We start from the raw sequence: 16,757 nt of genomic DNA on the forward strand, positions 1-16,757 counted from the left end.
AGACGAACCCCCGGCGGCGGACGGGGTAGGTTGCCAGCCATGACCGAAGCCTTGCTGCGTCCCGTGCTCTACCCACGCCATGTCGAGCTAGGCGCGAAGTTCGCCGCTTTCGGCGGGTGGGAGATGCCGCTGGAGTACGCCGGCGGCGGCGTGCTCAAGGAGCACACCGCGGTGCGCGAGGCGGTCGGCGTGTTCGACGTGTCGCACCTCGGCAAGGCGACGGTCCGCGGCCCCGGCGCGGCGGACTTCCTCAACGCCTGCCTCACGGCCGACCTGGGCCGGATCGCTCCCGGCCAGGCGCAGTACACGCTGTGCTGCGACGACGCCACCGGCGGCGTGGTCGACGACCTGATCGTCTACCTCAACGCGCCCGACGACGTGTTCCTCGTGCCGAACGCGGCCAACACCGCCGAGGTCGTGCGCCGGCTCGCCGCCGCCGCGCCGGACGGCGTCACGGTCGAAAACCGCCACCGCGACTTCGCGGTCCTCGCCGTGCAGGGGCCCCGGTCGGCCGACGTGCTGGCCGCGATGGGCCTGCCGACCGAGCACGGGTACATGAGCTTCACCGTCGCCGGTGACGTCACCGTCTGCCGGACCGGCTACACCGGCGAGCACGGGTACGAGATCGTGGCGCCGGTCGCCCGCGCCACCGAGCTGTGGGACGCCATCCTGGCCGCCGGCGCCGAGCACGGCATCCGCCCCTGCGGCCTGGCCGCCCGCGACACGCTGCGCACCGAGATGGGGTACCCGCTGCACGGCCAGGACCTGTCGCCCGAGATCACGCCGGTGCAGGCGCGGGCCGGTTGGGCGGTCGGCTGGTCCAAGCCCCGGTTCTGGGGCCGCGACGCCCTGCTCGCCGAGAAGCAGGCCGGCCCGCGCCGCACGCTGTGGGGCCTGGAATCACTCGATCGGGGCATTCCGCGCCCGCACATGGCGGTGCTGCGGGACGACGACACGGTCGGCGAGGTCACCAGCGGCACCTTCTCACCGACCCGGCGGGTCGGCATCGCCTTGGCCCTGCTCGACACCGCCGCCGGGCTCGGCGAGGGCAGCGAGGTCACCGTCGACGTGCGCGGCCGCCGGTCGCGGATGACGGTGGTCAAGCCGCCGTTCGTGAAGTCGGGCGTGCGGTGACGGCGACCTACGCCGACGCCCTCCGCATCGTCTCGGACCTTCCCGAGGCGGAGGAGGTGTTCGTCGCCGAGTGGGGGCACCCGACGCTGCGCGTACGCGGCAAGATGTTCGCCTCCGGCGCGCCCGACTCGCCGACCATGTCGGTGAAGGCGAGCAAGGAGGAGCAGGCCGAACTGGTCGCGGCCCGTCCGGAGGCCTTCTCGGTCGCGGCCTACGTCGGCCGGTACGGCTGGGTCACGATCAACCTGCCCGGCATCGAGGTCGACGAGCTGCGCGAGCTGCTCGTGGAGGCGTGGCGGCGGACGGCACCCAAGCGCCTCGTCGCGGCCTACGACGGCACCACCTCCGACAGCGCCACCTCCGACAGCGCCGCCTCTGACAGCGCGGCCTACGACAGCACCAGCCCCAGGTAGGCGACCGATACCCCCACCTCGACCACGGCGCCGAGCACATCACCGGTGACGCCGCCCGCGCGGCGTACGACATGGCGTACCAGCAGCGCGTTGGCGACCAGCGCGACGGCGACGGCCGCCGGGCCCTGCCCGGGCCGGCCCGGCGCGGCGGGCAGCGCCAGCACCGCGACCAGCGCCAGGGCGCCGAGCGCCGACGGCCACCGGACCGTACCCGCGACCATGGCGCCCAGGCCGTCGGGACGCGCGGCGGGCACCCCCTGCCGGCAGGCCCAGGTCACCGCTGCCCGGCCCGCCGCGGTGGCCGCCGCGACCCCGGCGAGCGCCGCCGGCCAGGGGCGGGTCAGCACGGTCGCCGCGCAGGCGGTCTGCAGCAGCAGCGCGATGACGATCGCCGCCACGCCGAACGGGCCGACGTCCGGGGACTTCATGACCTCCAGCGTCCCGGCGCGGTCGCGGTACGAGCCGAGCCCGTCGACGGTGTCGGCGAGCCCGTCGACGTGCAGCCCCCGGGTCAGCAGCACGCCGAGGCCGACGGTGAGGCCGGCCGCGACCAGCGTCGGTGCCCCCAGCCAGCGCAGCCCGAGGCCGACGCCGCCGAGGACCGCGCCGAGCGCCGCGCCCACCAGCGGAGCGAGCGACATCGCGACGGCCGCCACCGCGCGGTCGACGCGGCCGGCGCGGACCGGCGCGACGGTGAACGTCGTCAGCGCCAGCCGGAGCCCGGCGGCCAGGCGCCGGGCGGCCGGCTCGGACGCCGGGTGCCGGGCGGCCGGCTCAGACACCGGGCGGTGGCGCGGCCGGTGACGGCTCACCCGGAGTCGGCGTGCCGGGCGAGGGTACGCCGGGCGTCGCGCCGGGCGGCGGCACGGTGGGCAGCGTCGCCGCGAGGGTGAGCGCCGAGCGCAGCACCGGCAGCGCCGCGAGCGACGTCGCGCCCTCGCCGAGCCCGAGCCGGAGGTCCAGTACCGGCGTCAGGCCGAGCACGTCCGCGCCGAGCCGGACGGCCGGGTGGCCGCCGGTGTCCGGCAGCAGGATCCAGTGCCGGGTCTGGGCACCGAAGTCACGGGCGACGAGCGCGGCCGCCACCCCCACCGGGCCGTCGAGCAGGACCGGGGTGCGCCGGGAAGCGGCGCCGAGCAGGATGCCGGTCGCGATGGCGTGGTCGGCGCCGCCGAGGGCGCTCAGCACGGTCCGCGGATCGCGGGCCCGGGAGCGTACCCGGTGGAGCGCGTCACGTACGGCCGCGCAGCGCCGCATCCAGGCGACATCGTCGATCCGGCCGCCGGGGGCGATGACCCGGCCGAGCAGGGCGGCCACTTCGCCGCTCGCCGTCATCGCGATCACCGCCGAGGCCGCCGCGTCGGCACCCGCGCCGCTGGCGCCGACCACGATCAGCTCGGCACCGGCGTCGACCGCGCTGTCGGCGAGCTGCCACCCGTACCGCAGCGCCGCGTCCACGTCGGTCTCCGCGAGCGCGTCCGCGTCCTCGATCGGGGCGCCGTTCGGGCAGCGGACGGTCTGCACGGCGACCCCCGCCGCGCCGGCGAGCAGCGCCCACGCGCCCTCGCCGCGCTCGACCGCGTCGAGCCGGCGGGCCGAGGCCGCGGGGGAGTCGCCCGCCGCGACGCCGCCGTCGTGGTCGGCGTGCAGCAACAGCATCCGTACGTCCTGCCACGGTCGGGGGACCGGCTGCCCCTGGGTTCCGGCGGCGAACTCGACGACCCGGGTGAGGACGCCGAGGCCGCCGCCCGCGACGTCGAGGCCGGCCAGCCGTTCGCCGGCCGCGGCGGCGGCGTCCTCGGCGGGCAGCGGCAGATCCATGCCGACGGCGATGACCTGCTCGGCGGTGGCCTGTGCCAGTACGGGTGCCGGGGTCGCGACCTGGGCGGTCGGCGTGACCGTCGCCGTATCGGCGGGGCCCGGTACGGCCGGGGTCGGGACCGGTCGGGTGACCGCACCGAAGGCCGGAGTCGGAGCGGCCGGAGCCGGAGCGGCCGGAGCGGCCGGCGCCGCTGGCGCGGCGGGTGCCGCACCCTTGATCCACGTCGGCTGTCCGGCGACGACGAGCGCCACCGCGTCGCAGGCCTCGGCCACCGCCCGGTTGACCGCGCCGATCGCGTCCGCGAAGAGCCGCCCGGACGGCGTGGCCGGCACGACCGACAGCCCGACCTCGGGGCTGACGAGGACGAGCGTGGACGCGGGGCAGTCGCGGACGGCGGCGGCGAGCGTGGCCGCGGCGCCGTCGACGACGCCGGTCAGCGCGGCCGCGGCGGTGCCGACCCCGGTGTCCGGATCCTCCCCGTCCCAGGCGCCGGCGACGCCCAGCGTCGCGGTGAGCCAGCCGCCGAGGTCGTCGACGAGGACCGCTTCCTCCGGCTTCGCCGCGGCGAGGAGCGCGATCAGGCGGTCCGGGTCGGTGCCGGTCTCCTCGGTCGCCCAGCCGGACGGCCGGCGCGCGCGGTGCGCCGCGATCCGGGCGTTCCATTCCGGATCCTCGGTGGCGGTGGCGGTCGCCACGTACCGGACCGCACCGGCGCCGGACACCAGCCGTTCGGCAAGCTCCGACTTGCCGGAACGGATCCCGCCGAGGACGAGCAGGCGCGTGGCCGACTGCGATGACATGCTCCGTACCTTATGGCGCGTGACAACATCGTCGGTGCCCGGAGTCCGGACCTGACGCCGTAGGTCGTTAGGCTGACCGGGGGCCGACGGGGAAGGGATGTGCGACATGGCGTGGACGTGGCGGTACGAGGACGTGCAGGGGCAGCCTGTCGACGGGCCGCACGAGGCGTTTTCCAGCCAGTCCGACGCCGAGTCGTGGCTCGGGCAGACCTGGCGTGACCTGCTCGCCGACGGCGTGGTCACGGCGAGCCTGGTCGAGGAGGACCGGGTGGAGTACCGGATGAGCCTGCTGCCCCGGGAGCAGTGACGTGCTCGGGAGCGAGCGCCGGCCCAGCGGGGTCGGCGCGTACTTTCGGCCCAGCCCGATCTTTCTCGGCATCACCGCCGTACTGGTGATCAGCGGCTGGCTGGCGTGGCGCGAGATCGGCGACGCCCGGCTGATCGTGTTCCTGTTCGTCGCCGCCGGGTGGGTGTTCTCGCTCTGCCTGCACGAGTACGCGCACGCCGTCGTCGCGTTCCACGGCGGCGACCGGATGGTGGCCGAGCGCGGATACCTGACGCTCGACCCGACCAAGTACACCCATCCGGTCCTGTCGTTCGTGCTTCCGCTGCTGTTCGTCCTGATCGGCGGCATCGGCCTGCCGGGCGGCGCGGTGTGGGTGGACCGGCACGCCATCCGCAGCCGGGGCTGGGACAGCTTCATCAGCTTCGCTGGCCCGGCCACCAACCTGCTGTTCACGTTCGTGCTCGTGACGCCTTTCGCGTTGGGCGTCGATTCAGGAGCACACCCGACCTTCTGGGCGGCCGTCGCGTTCCTGGCGTTCCTTCAGCTGACCGCGACGGTGCTCAACTTCGTGCCGATCCCGGGGGTCGACGGCGGCAACCTGATCCAGCCGTGGCTGAGCCCGCAGTGGCAGCGCGGCTTCCAGCACGTCGCGCCGTACGGGATGCTGCTGCTCATCGCCCTGCTGTGGGCGCCGCGCTTCAACGCGCTGTTCTTCGGGTTCGTCTTCTTCCTCTGCCGGCTGATCGGCCTGCCGCTCGACCACGTCTGGTACGGGCAGCAACTCTTCCCGCACCTGTCACTGTAGGTCGATCAACGAGACCGTTCCGTAACCGGGGCGCGCGGTAGTTTGCTGGCGGCGCGTTGCTAGGGTGCATGCCGCGAAGCACACGCCCGAGGAGTGACCACCGTGACCGAGCCGCCTCCCGTGGATACCGAACTCGCGACCCGGCTGCGTCTCGTGGTCGGGCGTCTGGCCCGGCGGATCCGACTGGCCGCCAACGACGTGCCGCCGCTGCAGCTGTCGGTGCTGGCGACCCTCGACAAGCACGGTCCGCTGCGCTCGGGCGAGCTGGCGGCGCGGGAGGCGGTGACCGCGCCCACGATGACCCGGGTGCTCTCGTCGCTCGCCGAGCGTGGCCTGATCAACCGCGAGCCCGACCCGACCGACGCCCGCTCGGTGCGAGTGTCGCTGTCGCCGGCGGGGCTGCAGGCCCTGGCCCGGATCAGATCGGAGCGCACGGCGCTGCTCGGTGCCCGGGTGGCCCGGTTGACCGCCGAGCAGCGGGCCTCGCTGGTGGCCGCGCTCCCCGCCCTCGAGGCGCTGATCGAGGAAGACTGATCAACGTGAGGGTGCCCCTGCCGTACGGTGTCGCGCGGCAGGGGCACTTCGCGTATGCCGGGGTTACGGGCGGCGTACGCCGGGGTTACGGGCGCTGAGCCGGGCTCACGGTCTTCGCCGGGTCCCGCTCGACGACGTCGCCGAGCGCCTCGTCGATCGCCTTCATCATGTCGGCGTCGAGCTTGACGCCCGAGGCCTTGACGTTGTCCTTCAGCTGCTCCGGGCGGGTCGCGCCGACGATCGCCGACGACACGTTCGGGTTCTGCAGCACCCAGGCGATCGCGAGCTGCGCCATGGTCAGGCCGGCCTGCTCGGCGATCGGCTTGAGCCGCTGGACGCGGGTGAGCACGTTGTCGTCCAGGAACTGCGAGATCATCGCGGCGCCCGTCTTCTCGTCGGTGGCGCGGGAACCGGCCGGCGGCGGTTGGCCCGGCTGGTACTTGCCGGTCAGGACGCCCTGGGCGATCGGCGACCACACGATCTGGCCGATGCCCAGCTCCTCGCAGAGCGGAACGACCTCGGCCTCGATGACCCGCCACAGCATCGAGTACTGCGGCTGGCTGGAGACGAGCTGGATCTTCAGCTCGCGGGCCAGCGTGTACGCCTCGCGGATCTCCGAGGCCTTCCACTCGGACACGCCGATGTAGTGGGCCTTGCCGGAGTGCACGATGTCGGCGAACGCCTCCATCGTCTCCTCCAGCGGCGTGGCGTGGTCGTAGCGGTGCGCCTGGTACAGGTCGACGTAGTCGGTCTGCAGCCGGCGCAGCGAGCCGTTGATGGACTCCATGATGTGCTTGCGGGACAGACCCCGGTCGTTGCGACCCGGACCGGTCGGCCAGAAGACCTTCGTGAAGATTTCCAGGCCCTCGCGGCGCTGGCCCTTCAGCGCCCGGCCGAGGACCTCCTCGGCGCGGGTGCCGGCGTAGACGTCGGCGGTGTCGAAGGTGGTGATACCGAGGTCGAGGGCGGCGTGCACGCACGCGGTCGCCTGCTCCTCCTCGACCTGAGAGCCATGAGTGATCCAGTTGCCGTACGAGATCTCGCTGACGAGCATCCCGGATCGGCCAAGGTGACGGAACTCCATGACCTTGACCCTATCGCTGGGTGGGCGCTGTCCCATGATCACGGATACTTTTCCGGGTTCCGACCCGGGGAAGTATCCGTGATCATGGGAGAAGCGAGTGGTTACAGGATCGGTCGCGCGTCGCTGAGCAGTCGGTCGAGTTCGTGCGTGACCTCGTCGCGGCTGGCCAGCTCCGTCTCCAGCAGTGGGCGGCCCTGCCGGTCCAGCGCGCCCCACCGGTGGGCGGGGTCGGTGACGAGGAAGGCCACCGGGTGGATGACCACGGTCGGGTATACCGGCGGCACGATCACACTCCCGGTCCGGTCCACCACGCCCTTCCCCGAGCCGAGTGCCACCACGGCCAGCCCCTCGTCGCTGAACCCGTCGATGTAGCGCCCGTCGTGCAGCGCCGTCACGAACCCGTCGTAGTGCAGCGGCACGACGAGCCGGCCGGCGGCGTCGACCGCGCCCCAGCGCCCGCCGGACCGCACGGCCGCGAGCCCGCCTCGGAACGGCCGTACGTCGTCGAAGCCGGTCGCGACCAGCACGGTGTTGGCCTTGTCGATGGCGATCCAGCCGGTGACGCCGTCACGGGAGACCCAGGCGACCCCGTCGGCGAAGTTGCCGACGCCCCGGTATCCCGCGGTGCGGTCGATGAGCAGCTCCCCGCCGTCGTCGATCAGCTCCCAGTTACGCGAGCCCGGCCGCTGCACCCACGCGACGCCGTCACGGAAGGGCTGCGCGTCGGTGAACCGGGGCGGGATCCGGAAGACGCCCAGCTCGTCGGTGTAGCCCCAGCGCCGGGTGACGTCGTCGAACGTGGCCGTGAGGGCCTTTCGGATCCCGAGAATCTCATCGCGGGAGCGCGGGTACCGGCCCCAGCCGGCCTCCGTCGCCCGCCGGTACACCGCGTCCAGCGCCAGCTCGATCTGCGCGATCAGGTCCGGGTCGCCTCCACCGCGCAGGTCGAGGGCCCGCTCGAAGTGGTTGCACGCCTCGATGAAGCGGCCCTGCTCGTAGGCGCACAGCCCGGCGTGCTGATGCATGGCGGAGCGCAGCCGGTCGGGCAGTTCGGTGGAGTTCGCCAGGGCGAACAGCCGGTCGGCCGCGGTGTACTCGCCGCGCCACTGGAGCACGCGTGCGAGCCGGGCCTGAGCGATCGTGATCCGCCGTAGCTGCCCGGTCGCCTCGGCGTGGGCGACCGCGCGCTCGGCGTCCGCGAGCGCCTGGTCGAGGTCGCCGAGGACGCGTGAGACCACCGCGCGGAGGCTGAGCAGGCGGGCGCGCGAACCGTTGTCGGTGGTCGCCTCGAGCTTCCCGGTCAACAGCCGCCGGACCTCGGTGAGCTCGTCGATCTCCGGTTCCTCGACGACTTCGCGGAGCGTGTCCGGGTCGAACCGCCACCGGTAGTCGGCGAGTATCCGTTCGGGGTCCGGGGCGGGCGCGTCGGCGGGTGGTGCGGGCGCGTCGGCCGGTGTGGGCCCGTCGGCCGGTGGCGTGAGCGCGCCCGAGGTCTCAGGGGGTCGGGGTGCGGGCAGCGCCGGCACGCTCACCGCCGGCCCCGACACGGGCGGCCCCGACACCGCCGGCCCCGACACCGGTGCCTCGGCGACCGGTGCCTCGGCGACCGGTGCCTCGGCGACCGGTGCCGGCGAGACCGATGCTGCCGAGACCGGCGCGCCGGAGACCGGCGCCGACGGCGTGGGCACCCGGACCGGCACCGTGTCGCCCTCCTCGCGCCTCGGCGGCCCGACGACGCGCTTCGGCAGCCGGTACTCCGGAACCGGGACCCCGGTAGCGGGCGTGCCGGCGCTCGGGCTCGCGGCCACGGCCATGGGGGATAGGTCGGTGGCGTGCTCGGGTTCCGTGTCGGCCACAGCCCGGGTCCAGGGCATGGTGGGCAGCGACGCCCAGGCAGGCGTCGCGGCGGGTCCGGGCTCCTCGCCCGGGTGCACGTCGCTCACCCTGTCGTTCCCCTCGCCCCGTGACAATGCCCCTTGAAGTGCCCGCGTCGAAATTGTCCAGCCCCCCACGGCAGGACCCGGTAGTTTCTGGCGCGGTTGCGGAAGGAGGTTACGACGTGCGCCCCGTCGCCGCCACCGTAGCTCGCACCTTTTCGGACAGATGGGCGACGTACGCTGCCCTAGCGGCTGCCGAGTTCCGCCGGTACACCACCTATCGACAAGCGGTAATTGCCGCGATCTTCACAAATTCGGTCTTCGGATTCGTGCGCTGCTTCGTGCTGCTGGCGGTCGCCGGCGGTGTCACCGGCGGTATGGCGGCCGGTTACTCACGCGCGCGGCTCGTGACGTACGTCTGGATCGGCCAGGGTCTGCTCGGGACGGTCAACATCTGGGGCGGGCCCGAGCTCGCCGACCGGATCCGCACCGGCGACGTGGTGGCCGACCTGCTCCGCCCAGTCGACCCGGTCTGGCAGTACCTCGCCGCCGACCTCGGGCGGGGTGCGTTCGCGGTGCTGAGCCGGCTGCTGGTGCCGGTCGTGGTCGGTGCGATCGCGTTCGACCTCTACACGCCGGCCCGGGTGGCCACCTACCCGCTCTTCGCGCTGTCACTGCTGCTCGCCGTGGTGGTCAGCTTCGCCTGCCGGCACCTGGTCAACGCGTCCGCGTACTGGCTGCTCGACGCGCGCGGCCCGCAGATGGGCTGGGTCGCCGCTTCGTCGGCGCTGTCCGGGATGGCCTTTCCGCTGGCGTTCCTGCCCGCTCCGGTGGTGGCCGGGCTCTACCTGGCGACGCCGTTGCCGTACCTGATCCAGGTGCCTTCGGACGTGCTCGTCGAGCGGTACCCTCTGTCCACAACGGCCATGATGGTCGCCGGCCAGGCGGTCTGGGCCGCGGTGATGCTGGGCGTGGCCCGGCTGGTGCAGCGGCGGGCCGAGCGGCGGGTGGTGATCCAGGGTGGCTGACGGTGTCCTCGCCACCTACCGCCGGCTGGTTGCGGCGCAGGTGCGCAGCCAGACGCAGTACCGCGCCTCGTTCGCCGTCGAGGTGGTGAGCAGCGCCGTGTTCGCGTTCATCGACATCGGCACCGTCCTCGTCATGTTCCGTGTCGCCCGCGCTCTCGGCGGCTTCACGTTCCGGGAGGCGTTCCTGATGGCGGCCCTCGCCGGCTGCGCGTTCTCGCTGGCCGACCTGGCCGTCGGCAACATCGAGCGGATCCGCTTCTACGTACGCACCGGCCTGTTCGACGCCGTCCTGGTGCGCCCGCTCGGCGCGCTGCCGCAACTACTGGCGGCCGACGTGGCGCTGCGCCGGCTGGGCCGGGTGGCCTTCACGACCGGGCTCGTGGCGGTGGCCGTCCGGGTCGCCGGCATCCACCCCACGCCGGCCCGGATCGCGCTGCTGCTGGTCACCCCGGTCAGCGGCGCGGTGCTGTTCGGCGCCCTCTTCGTGGCGACATCGACGGCGGCGTTCTGGTGGATCGACAGCGGCGAGTTCGCCGCCGCGCTCACGTACGGCGGGCGCGACTTCACCTCGTACCCGATGACCGTCTACCAGGGACTTTTCCGCCGCGCCTTCGCGTACGGGCTCGGCTTCGCCTTCGTGGGCTACTACCCAGCGCTGGCGCTGCTGGGCCGGCCGGACCCGCTCGGGCTGCCCGCCGCCGCCGGCTGGGCCGGCCCGGTCGTCGCCGGCCTCGCCGCCACCGCCGCGGCGCTGCTGTGGCGCTACGCCGTCCGGCACTACCGGAGTACCGGATCATGAACGTCATCGAGGTGCGGGGCCTGCGCAAGGAGTTCACGGTACGGGTGAAGGTCGGTCGGTTACGCCGCGAGTCCCGGACGGTGGCGGCGGTCGACGGCGTGGACCTGGCCGTCGAGCCGGGGGAGATGCTCGGCTACATCGGCCCCAACGGCGCCGGCAAGTCGACGACGCTCAAGATGCTGACCGGGGTGCTGTACCCGTCCGGCGGGCACGTGCGGGTGTGCGGGCTGGAGCCGGTGCCGCAGCGCACCCGGCTGGCCCGGCGGATCGGCGTGGTCTTCGGCCAGCGCTCGCAGCTGTGGTGGGACCTGCCGCTACGGGAGTCGTTCGAGCTGCTGCGGCACGTGTACCGGGTGCCGACGCTCGACCACCGCACCCGGCTCAAGCGCTGCCGGGACCTGCTCGACCTCGATTCGTTCGCCGACACCCCGGTCCGGCAGCTCTCGCTGGGGCAGCGCATGCGGGGCGAGCTGGCGGCGGCGCTGCTCCACGGGCCGGAGGTGCTGTTCCTCGACGAGCCGACGATCGGCCTGGATGTGGTGAGCAAGCAGGCGGTCCGCGGGTTCCTGGCCGGCGTGCGCGACACCGGCGACACGACGGTCGTGCTGACCACGCACGACCTGGCCGACATCGAGCGGCTGTGCCGGCGCCTCGTCGTGATCGACCACGGCCGGGTCGTGCACGACGGCAGCCTGGAGCGGCTGCACGAGCGGTACGGGTCGCGCCGGCGGGTCGTGGTCGACCTGGCCGAGCCGCTGACCGCGCCGGTCGACCTGCCCGGCGTCACCGTCGAGTCGGTGAGCGCGGACGGGCTGCGGCTGACCTACCTGCTGGACGGGGTGGCCGCGGGTGCCCTGGTGGCCGAGCTGGCGACCGTCGGGTCGCTGCGCGACATCTCGGTGGTCGAGCCGGATATCGAGGACGTGGTGGCGCGCCTGTACGGCGTCTAGATCTTCGCGCCGACGCTGACCCGCGGCTTCGGCATGCGGAAGCGGCGGTAGCTCAGCGAGCGCATGATCGCGTACATGTACAGGCCGGACAGCCTCTCCTGGGAATTCGGGAAGCGCTCCCGCACCAGCCGCTTGATCTTGCGGGCCATCAGCCAGCCGTCGACGACGACGCCGACGCCGAGCAGCAGCCAGATCACGTTGCCGGCCAGGCCGACCGCCGGCGGCATCGTCCGCACCATGGAGATGATCAGCAGGACGAAGGCGAAGCTGAAGAACAAGGTGCCGACCGTACGCCGGGAGTCGACGACGTCGCGGACCAGCGCCCGCTCCGGCCCCCGGTCGCGGGCGCCCAGGTAGCGCTCGTCGCCGGCCAGCATGCCGGCGCGCTGCTCGGCCCGGGCCGCCGCCTGCTTCTGGCGGGCCCGGCGCATCGCCTCCTTGCGGTCGGCCGGCGGGGCCTCCCGTACCGCACCCGCCTTCGGGCGCTTCGGCGTGACCACGCCGAGCTCCTGCTTGCTCGGCGTGTACCCCTTGCGACGGGGCTGGGCCGGGGCCTCAGGCGCAGCGGCCTCGGCTACGGCATCCTCGACCAGGTCGGCTGACTTACGGCGAAAGAGCGACGGCACGCCGTGAAGGGTATCCGACGCGGCACACCGCGTCCCACGTCACATACCTGTCAGGGGCGCTCGACGTGCGCGCCGAGCGCGGCCAGCTTGTTCTCGAAGTCCTCGTACCCGCGGTTGATGAGGTTGACCCCGTGGACGCGCGACGTGCCCTCGGCGGCGAGCGCGGCGATCAGGTGGCTGAAGCCGGCCCGCAGGTCGGGGATCACCAGCTCGGCCGCGTGCAGCTTGCTCGGCCCGGCGATCACCGCCGAGTGCATGAAGTTGCGCCGACCGAAGCGGCAGGGGGTGCCGCCCAGGCATTCACGGTACGTCTGGATCGTCGCGCCCATGCTGCCCAGCGCCTTCGTGTAGCCCAGGCGCCGCTCGTACACCGTCTCGTGCACGATCGACAGGCCGCGGGCCTGGGTCAGCGCCACGACCATCGGCTGCTGCCAGTCGGTCATGAAGCCGGGGTGCACGTCGGTCTCGAGCGCGACCGCGTTGAGCTCTCCGCCCGGGTGCCAGAACCGGATGCCACCGCCCACCGGCGAGTCGTCGACCTCGAAGGAGCCGCCGACCGACTGGAAGGTGTTGAGGAACGTCATCATGTCGGCCTGGCGGGCGCCCTCGACGAACACGTCGCCCTTGGTGGCCAGCGCCGCCGCCGCCCAGCTCGCCACCTCGATGCGGTCGGGGATCGGGCGGTGCACGTACCCGCCGAGCCGCTTGACGCCCTCGATCTCGATGACCCGGCCGGTGTGGACCTGGATGATCGCGCCCATCTTCTGCAGCACGCAGATCAGGTCCATGATCTCGGGCTCGATGGCGGCGTTGCGCAACTCGGTCACGCCCTCGGCCATCACGGCGCTCAACAGGATCTGCTCGGTGGCGCCGACGCTCGGGTAGGGCAGTTCCAGCTTCGTGCCGTGCAGTCCGTTGGGCGCCGAGATGTCCAGCCCGGACGTGGTCTTGTTGACGATCGCGCCGAACTCGCGCAGCGCCTGCAGGTGGAAGTCGATGGGACGACCGCCGATGTTGCAGCCGCCGAGGTCGGGGATGAACGCGTGGCCCAGCCGGTGCAGCAGCGGGCCGCAGAGCAGGATCGGGATCCGGCTGGAGCCGGCGTGGACGTTGATCTCGTCGGCGTCGGCGATGCCCGCGTTCGAGGGATCGAGGACGAGCTCGCCGTCCGTCTCGCCGTCGGTGACCCGCACGCCGTGCAGTTCGAGCAGTCCGCGCACGATCTCGACGTCGCTGATCGCCGGCACGTTGTACAGCCGGCTCGGCGAGTCGCCCAGCAGCGCGGCGACCATGGCCTTCGATACGAGGTTCTTGGCGCCCCGGACCCGGGTCTTTCCGTTCAGGGGCGTGCCACCGTGCACGACGAGGACGTCGTTCAACGCGAACCTCCGGGGGGGGCGAAGCGAGCGTGGGGGGAAGGGCGATCGGAGAAGATCACGATCAGATCTCGCCCGGGCAGCATATCCCCGCGCTCATCCCCCGAGCGATGCGCGAGCCCGTACCGGAATCTGAAAATAAGAATCAATAAATACTATTTGGGCGGAGCGTAATCGGCGCTGATCGGAACGTGATCGTTGACCGGACCGCCGCCGGGGGCGCGGCCGGCGCGGGCCGACCGGCGCGGTGGTGCTCACCGTGCGTGGCGGCCGCCTGCCGGACCGGCCGGGGGAGCGAAAGTCGACGGAACGCGGCCGGAAGCCGCGCCCCGTGGGAGGGCGAGCCTTACGGCAGCGCCAGCATCTGGTCGAGCGCCGTGCGCGCGTGGTGCGCCGTCTGCGGATCGACTGTGATCTCGTTCACGACCCGGCCGGCGGCCAGCTCCTCGAGGGCCCACACCAGGTGCGGCAGGTCGATGCGGTTCATCGTCGAGCAGTAGCAGACCGTCCGGTCCAGGAACGTGATCTGCTTGTCCGGGTGGGCGTTGGCCAGCCGGCGCACCAGGTTCAGCTCGGTGCCCACCGCCCATGCCGAGCCGGCGGGCGCTGCCTCGATCGTCTTGATGATGTACTCCGTCGACCCGACGTAGTCCGCGGCGGTCACCACCTCGTGCCGGCACTCCGGGTGAACCAGCACGTTGACGCCGGGGATCCGGTCGCGCACCTCGGTCACGCAGTCGAGGCTGAAGCGCCCGTGCACCGAGCAGTGGCCCCGCCACAGGATCATCTTCGCCGCGCGCAGCCGCTGCGCGGTCAGCCCGCCGCCCGGCTTGTGCGGGTCGTAGAGCACGCAGTCGTCGAGCGTCAGGCCCAGCTGCCGCACGGCGGTGTTGCGACCCAGGTGCTGGTCGGGCAGGAACAGCACCTTCTCGCCGCGCTCGAACGCCCAACGCAGCGCCCGCTCGGCGTTCGACGAGGTGCAGACCACGCCCTTGTTGCGGCCGACGAAGCCCTTGATGTCGGCCGACGAGTTCATGTACGTGACCGGCACCGTCGACTCGGCGATGCCGAGCTCGGCGAGCGTGTCCCAGGCCTCCTCGACCTGCTGCAGCACGGCCATGTCGGCCATCGAGCAGCCGGCCGCGAGGTCGGGCAGGATCACCCGCTGGCTGTCTGCGGTCAGGATGTCCGCGCTCTCGGCCATGAAGTGCACGCCGCAGAAGACGATGTACTCGGCCTGCGGCCGGGCGGCCGCCTCCCGCGCGAGCTTGAACGAGTCGCCGGTCACGTCGGCGAACTGGATCACCTCGTCGCGCTGGTAGTGATGGCCGAGGACGAAGACCCGGTCGCCGAGCGCCGCCTTGGCCGCCGTCGCACGGGCGACCAGGTCGGGGTCGCTGGGGGTGGGAAGGTCGCCGGGGCAGTCAACCCCCCGTTCGCTGGCCGGATCGGAGCCCCGGCCCAGCAGCAGCAGGGCGGTCGCGGTCGAGGTCGGTTCAACCCAGGTCACAGGACCCATGCTCCCATGCTTCTCGGGCGGTGGATGGCCTCGGGAATGTGACCTGGCAGACTCCCGACTCATGCGGGTACTGGTGGCTCCGGACAAGTTCGCGGGCACGCTCTCGGCGCTCGACGCGGCCGAGGCGATCGCCGAGGGCTGGCGCGAGGTCGCCCCGCACGACGAGGTGTCCGTACGGCCGCTGTCCGACGGCGGGCCGGGGTTCCTGGACGCACTCGACCTGGACGGGGCGCGCCGGATCCCGGTGCGCGCCTTCGACCCGCTGGGCCGGCCGGTCACCGGCAGCGTGCTCGTCGCCGGCGGCACCGCGTACGTGGAGAGCGCCCAGGCCTGCGGGCTCCACCTGCTCGCGCCGGCCGAGCGCGACCCGATGGTCACCACGTCGTTCGGCCTCGGCCCGCTGGTGGTCGCCGCCGCGGACGCCGGCGCCCGCGAGGTCGTCATCGGGCTCGGCGGCTCCGCGACCAACGACGGCGGGGCCGGCCTGCTCGCCGCGCTCGACGCCACTCCGCTGGACGCCGCCGGGTACGCGTTGCCCTACGGCGGCGCGGCGCTCGCGGCGTGCGACCGGCTCGCCGGCGCCCCCCGACTGCGGGGCGTACGGCTCGTCGCCGCCACGGACGTCGACAACCCGCTCACCGGGCTGCACGGCGCCAGTTCGGTGTACGGGCCGCAGAAGGGCGCCGGCCGGGCCGAAGTCCTCGCCCTCGACGCGGCGCTGACCAGGTTCGCCGAGGTGCTCGAGCGCGACCTGCCCGGCTGCCCGGCCGGTCTCGCCGGGCTGCCCGGCGGGGGCGCGGCGGGCGGGCTCGGCGCGGCCATCCTCGCGCTGGGTGGGCGCTGCGAGTCGGGGATCGCGCTCGTGCGGCGGCTGTCGCGCCTGGACGCGGCGCTGGACGCCGCCGACCTGGTCATCACCGGCGAGGGCACGTTCGATCACCAGTCGCTGCGGGGAAAGGTCGTCTCCGGGGTCGCCGAGGCGGCGCTCGAGCGGGGGCTGCCCTGCGTGATCCTCGCCGGCCGCATCGACGCGGGACGCCGCGAGACGGCCCGGATCGGGGTAGTAGGGGCATACTCACTGGAAGAGCACTTCGGCTCGGTGGACCAGGCGCTGGCCCGGCCGGCCGAGGGGCTGCGTGCGCTCGGGGCCCGGGTGGCCCGGCAGTGGAGCCGGGGCCGTGCGTCGTGCGCGGGTGGCCCGGCGAGCGCCTGAGCGCGGGTCGCGAGCTGTGCCACAATGGGGAATGCTCTCCGGGCGGCGGATGTTGCCCCCGGGTGACCTAACAGACCAGCGCAGGGAGCATAAATCGTGACCGCTTCGCAGACCGAATCCAAGGCCAACCCGGCCGGCGTCGTGCTCACCGACGTCGCCGCGCAGAAGGTCAAGGCTCTGATCGAGCAGGAGGGCCGCGACGACCTGCGGCTGCGCGTCGCGGTGCAGCCCGGTGGTTGCTCCGGACTCCGTTACCAGCTGTTCTTCGACGAGCGTTCGCTCGACGGGGACGCGGTGACCGGGTACGACGGCTTCGAGGTCGTCGTCGACCGGATGAGCGTGCCCTACCTCACCGGCGCCACCATCGACTTCGCCGACCGCATCGACGCGCAGGGCTTCACCATCGACAACCCCAACGCGTCGGGCTCCTGCGCCTGCGGCGACTCGTTCCACTAGGAGCGCCGGTTCTACTGTCAGCTAGCTGGAGACGG

General features: G+C 73.1%; 17 protein-coding genes. 10 read left to right on the top strand and 7 right to left on the bottom strand.

Translation table 11 applies throughout. The annotated features are described in order from the left end of the window. The first annotated feature begins 39 nt into the window (after positions 1-39). Complete coding sequence (gene gcvT, locus HC031_RS08030; RefSeq protein ID WP_167924580.1) at positions 40-1,134, top strand: glycine cleavage system aminomethyltransferase GcvT; 1,095 nt, start codon at positions 40-42, stop codon at positions 1,132-1,134. Beyond that, positions 1,131-1,547 carry an MmcQ/YjbR family DNA-binding protein gene (locus tag HC031_RS08035; RefSeq protein ID WP_205862447.1) on the top strand — a complete coding sequence of 139 codons (417 nt, stop codon included), beginning with the start codon at positions 1,131-1,133 and terminating at the stop codon, positions 1,545-1,547. Before gcvT ends, HC031_RS08035 begins: the two co-directional genes overlap by 4 nt. On the opposite strand, the gene HC031_RS08040 is transcribed toward HC031_RS08035, so the two are convergent. Further along, positions 1,523-2,329 carry an adenosylcobinamide-GDP ribazoletransferase gene (locus HC031_RS08040; protein ID WP_167924581.1) on the bottom strand — a complete coding sequence of 269 codons (807 nt, stop codon included), beginning with the start codon at positions 2,327-2,329 and terminating at the stop codon, positions 1,523-1,525. The two genes, HC031_RS08035 and HC031_RS08040, sit on opposite strands and share 25 nt — an antisense overlap. After that, positions 2,322-4,169 carry a bifunctional adenosylcobinamide kinase/adenosylcobinamide-phosphate guanylyltransferase gene (locus HC031_RS08045; protein ID WP_167924582.1) on the bottom strand — a complete coding sequence of 616 codons (1,848 nt, stop codon included), beginning with the start codon at positions 4,167-4,169 and terminating at the stop codon, positions 2,322-2,324. Before HC031_RS08045 ends, HC031_RS08040 begins: the two co-directional genes overlap by 8 nt. Before the next feature lie 106 nt (positions 4,170-4,275). Here HC031_RS08045 and HC031_RS08050 point away from each other — a divergent pair, with 106 nt between their 5' ends. The 3 genes from HC031_RS08050 to HC031_RS08060 all read left to right on the top strand — a co-directional run bounded on the left by HC031_RS08050 (position 4,276) and on the right by HC031_RS08060 (position 5,794). Continuing rightward, on the top strand, positions 4,276-4,476 hold the full coding sequence (locus HC031_RS08050; protein WP_167924583.1) for a hypothetical protein: 201 nt from the start codon (positions 4,276-4,278) through the stop codon (positions 4,474-4,476). Position 4,477: 1 nt separating this feature from the next. Continuing rightward, entirely contained in the window at positions 4,478-5,260 is a 783-nt protein-coding gene (locus tag HC031_RS08055; protein WP_167924584.1) for a zinc metalloprotease, read from the top strand. 102 nt (positions 5,261-5,362) lie between these two features. Then, positions 5,363-5,794 (top strand): MarR family transcriptional regulator, encoded by a 432-nt coding sequence (locus HC031_RS08060; RefSeq protein WP_167924585.1) that lies wholly within the window; start codon positions 5,363-5,365, stop codon positions 5,792-5,794. A gap of 85 nt (positions 5,795-5,879) precedes the next feature. Here HC031_RS08060 and HC031_RS08065 read toward each other — a convergent pair whose 3' ends face one another. Together HC031_RS08065 and HC031_RS08070 are read right to left on the bottom strand one after the other, a co-directional pair. Next, a complete protein-coding gene (locus HC031_RS08065) occupies positions 5,880-6,878 on the bottom strand; it encodes an aldo/keto reductase family protein (protein WP_167924586.1) in 999 nt (332 codons plus the stop codon). Between the two features lie 101 nt (positions 6,879-6,979). Next, a complete protein-coding gene (locus HC031_RS08070; protein ID WP_338090537.1) occupies positions 6,980-8,821 on the bottom strand; it encodes a WG repeat-containing protein in 1,842 nt (613 codons plus the stop codon). Between the two features lie 263 nt (positions 8,822-9,084). On the opposite strand from HC031_RS08070, the gene HC031_RS08075 reads away from it, so the two are divergent. The 3 genes from HC031_RS08075 to HC031_RS08085 are packed head-to-tail and all read left to right on the top strand — an operon-like array spanning position 9,085 to position 11,532. Continuing rightward, a complete protein-coding gene (locus HC031_RS08075; protein ID WP_338090538.1) occupies positions 9,085-9,783 on the top strand; it encodes an ABC transporter permease in 699 nt (232 codons plus the stop codon). Continuing rightward, a complete protein-coding gene (locus tag HC031_RS08080; protein WP_167924587.1) occupies positions 9,776-10,582 on the top strand; it encodes an ABC-2 family transporter protein in 807 nt (268 codons plus the stop codon). The genes HC031_RS08075 and HC031_RS08080 overlap by 8 nt, the downstream gene beginning before the upstream one ends. Next, entirely contained in the window at positions 10,579-11,532 is a 954-nt protein-coding gene (locus HC031_RS08085; RefSeq protein ID WP_167924588.1) for an ABC transporter ATP-binding protein, read from the top strand. Before HC031_RS08080 ends, HC031_RS08085 begins: the two co-directional genes overlap by 4 nt. Here the strand turns inward: HC031_RS08085 and HC031_RS08090 are convergent. The 3 genes from HC031_RS08090 to nadA all read right to left on the bottom strand — a co-directional run bounded on the left by HC031_RS08090 (position 11,529) and on the right by nadA (position 15,044). Next, entirely contained in the window at positions 11,529-12,158 is a 630-nt protein-coding gene (locus HC031_RS08090; RefSeq protein ID WP_167924589.1) for a DUF3043 domain-containing protein, read from the bottom strand. The genes HC031_RS08085 and HC031_RS08090 overlap by 4 nt on opposite strands. A 50-nt stretch (positions 12,159-12,208) precedes the next feature. Then, entirely contained in the window at positions 12,209-13,537 is a 1,329-nt protein-coding gene (gene murA, locus HC031_RS08095) for a UDP-N-acetylglucosamine 1-carboxyvinyltransferase (protein ID WP_167924590.1), read from the bottom strand. A 343-nt stretch (positions 13,538-13,880) separates the two neighbouring features. Beyond that, a complete protein-coding gene (gene nadA, locus HC031_RS08100; RefSeq protein ID WP_338090539.1) occupies positions 13,881-15,044 on the bottom strand; it encodes a quinolinate synthase NadA in 1,164 nt (387 codons plus the stop codon). 70 nt (positions 15,045-15,114) lie between these two features. Here nadA and HC031_RS08105 point away from each other — a divergent pair, with 70 nt between their 5' ends. Both HC031_RS08105 and erpA read left to right on the top strand, forming a co-directional pair. Then, positions 15,115-16,266: a glycerate kinase family protein gene (locus HC031_RS08105; protein WP_167924592.1), complete on the top strand. Its 1,152-nt coding sequence runs from the start codon at positions 15,115-15,117 to the stop codon at positions 16,264-16,266. A 93-nt stretch (positions 16,267-16,359) separates the two neighbouring features. Continuing rightward, the gene (gene erpA, locus HC031_RS08110; RefSeq protein WP_167924857.1) at positions 16,360-16,722 is read left to right on the top strand and encodes an iron-sulfur cluster insertion protein ErpA; all 363 of its coding nucleotides are present in this window, start codon (positions 16,360-16,362) and stop codon (positions 16,720-16,722) included. The last annotated feature ends 35 nt before the right edge of the window (positions 16,723-16,757 follow it).

Origin of the sequence: Planosporangium thailandense (genome assembly GCF_011947195.1) — a bacterium.
Taxonomy (GTDB): domain Bacteria; phylum Actinomycetota; class Actinomycetes; order Mycobacteriales; family Micromonosporaceae; genus Planosporangium; species Planosporangium thailandense.

Excerpts from the sequence above, each read along its gene's own strand:
- gcvT (WP_167924580.1), top strand. The coding sequence starts at position 40 with ATGACCGAAGCCTTGCTGCGTCCCGTGCTCTACCCACGCCATGTCGAG.
- HC031_RS08045 (WP_167924582.1), bottom strand. The coding sequence starts at position 4,169 with ATGTCATCGCAGTCGGCCACGCGCCTGCTCGTCCTCGGCGGGATCCGT.
- HC031_RS08050 (WP_167924583.1), top strand. The coding sequence starts at position 4,276 with ATGGCGTGGACGTGGCGGTACGAGGACGTGCAGGGGCAGCCTGTCGAC.
- HC031_RS08065 (WP_167924586.1), bottom strand. The coding sequence starts at position 6,878 with ATGGAGTTCCGTCACCTTGGCCGATCCGGGATGCTCGTCAGCGAGATC.
- HC031_RS08085 (WP_167924588.1), top strand. The coding sequence starts at position 10,579 with ATGAACGTCATCGAGGTGCGGGGCCTGCGCAAGGAGTTCACGGTACGG.
- HC031_RS08105 (WP_167924592.1), top strand. The coding sequence starts at position 15,115 with ATGCGGGTACTGGTGGCTCCGGACAAGTTCGCGGGCACGCTCTCGGCG.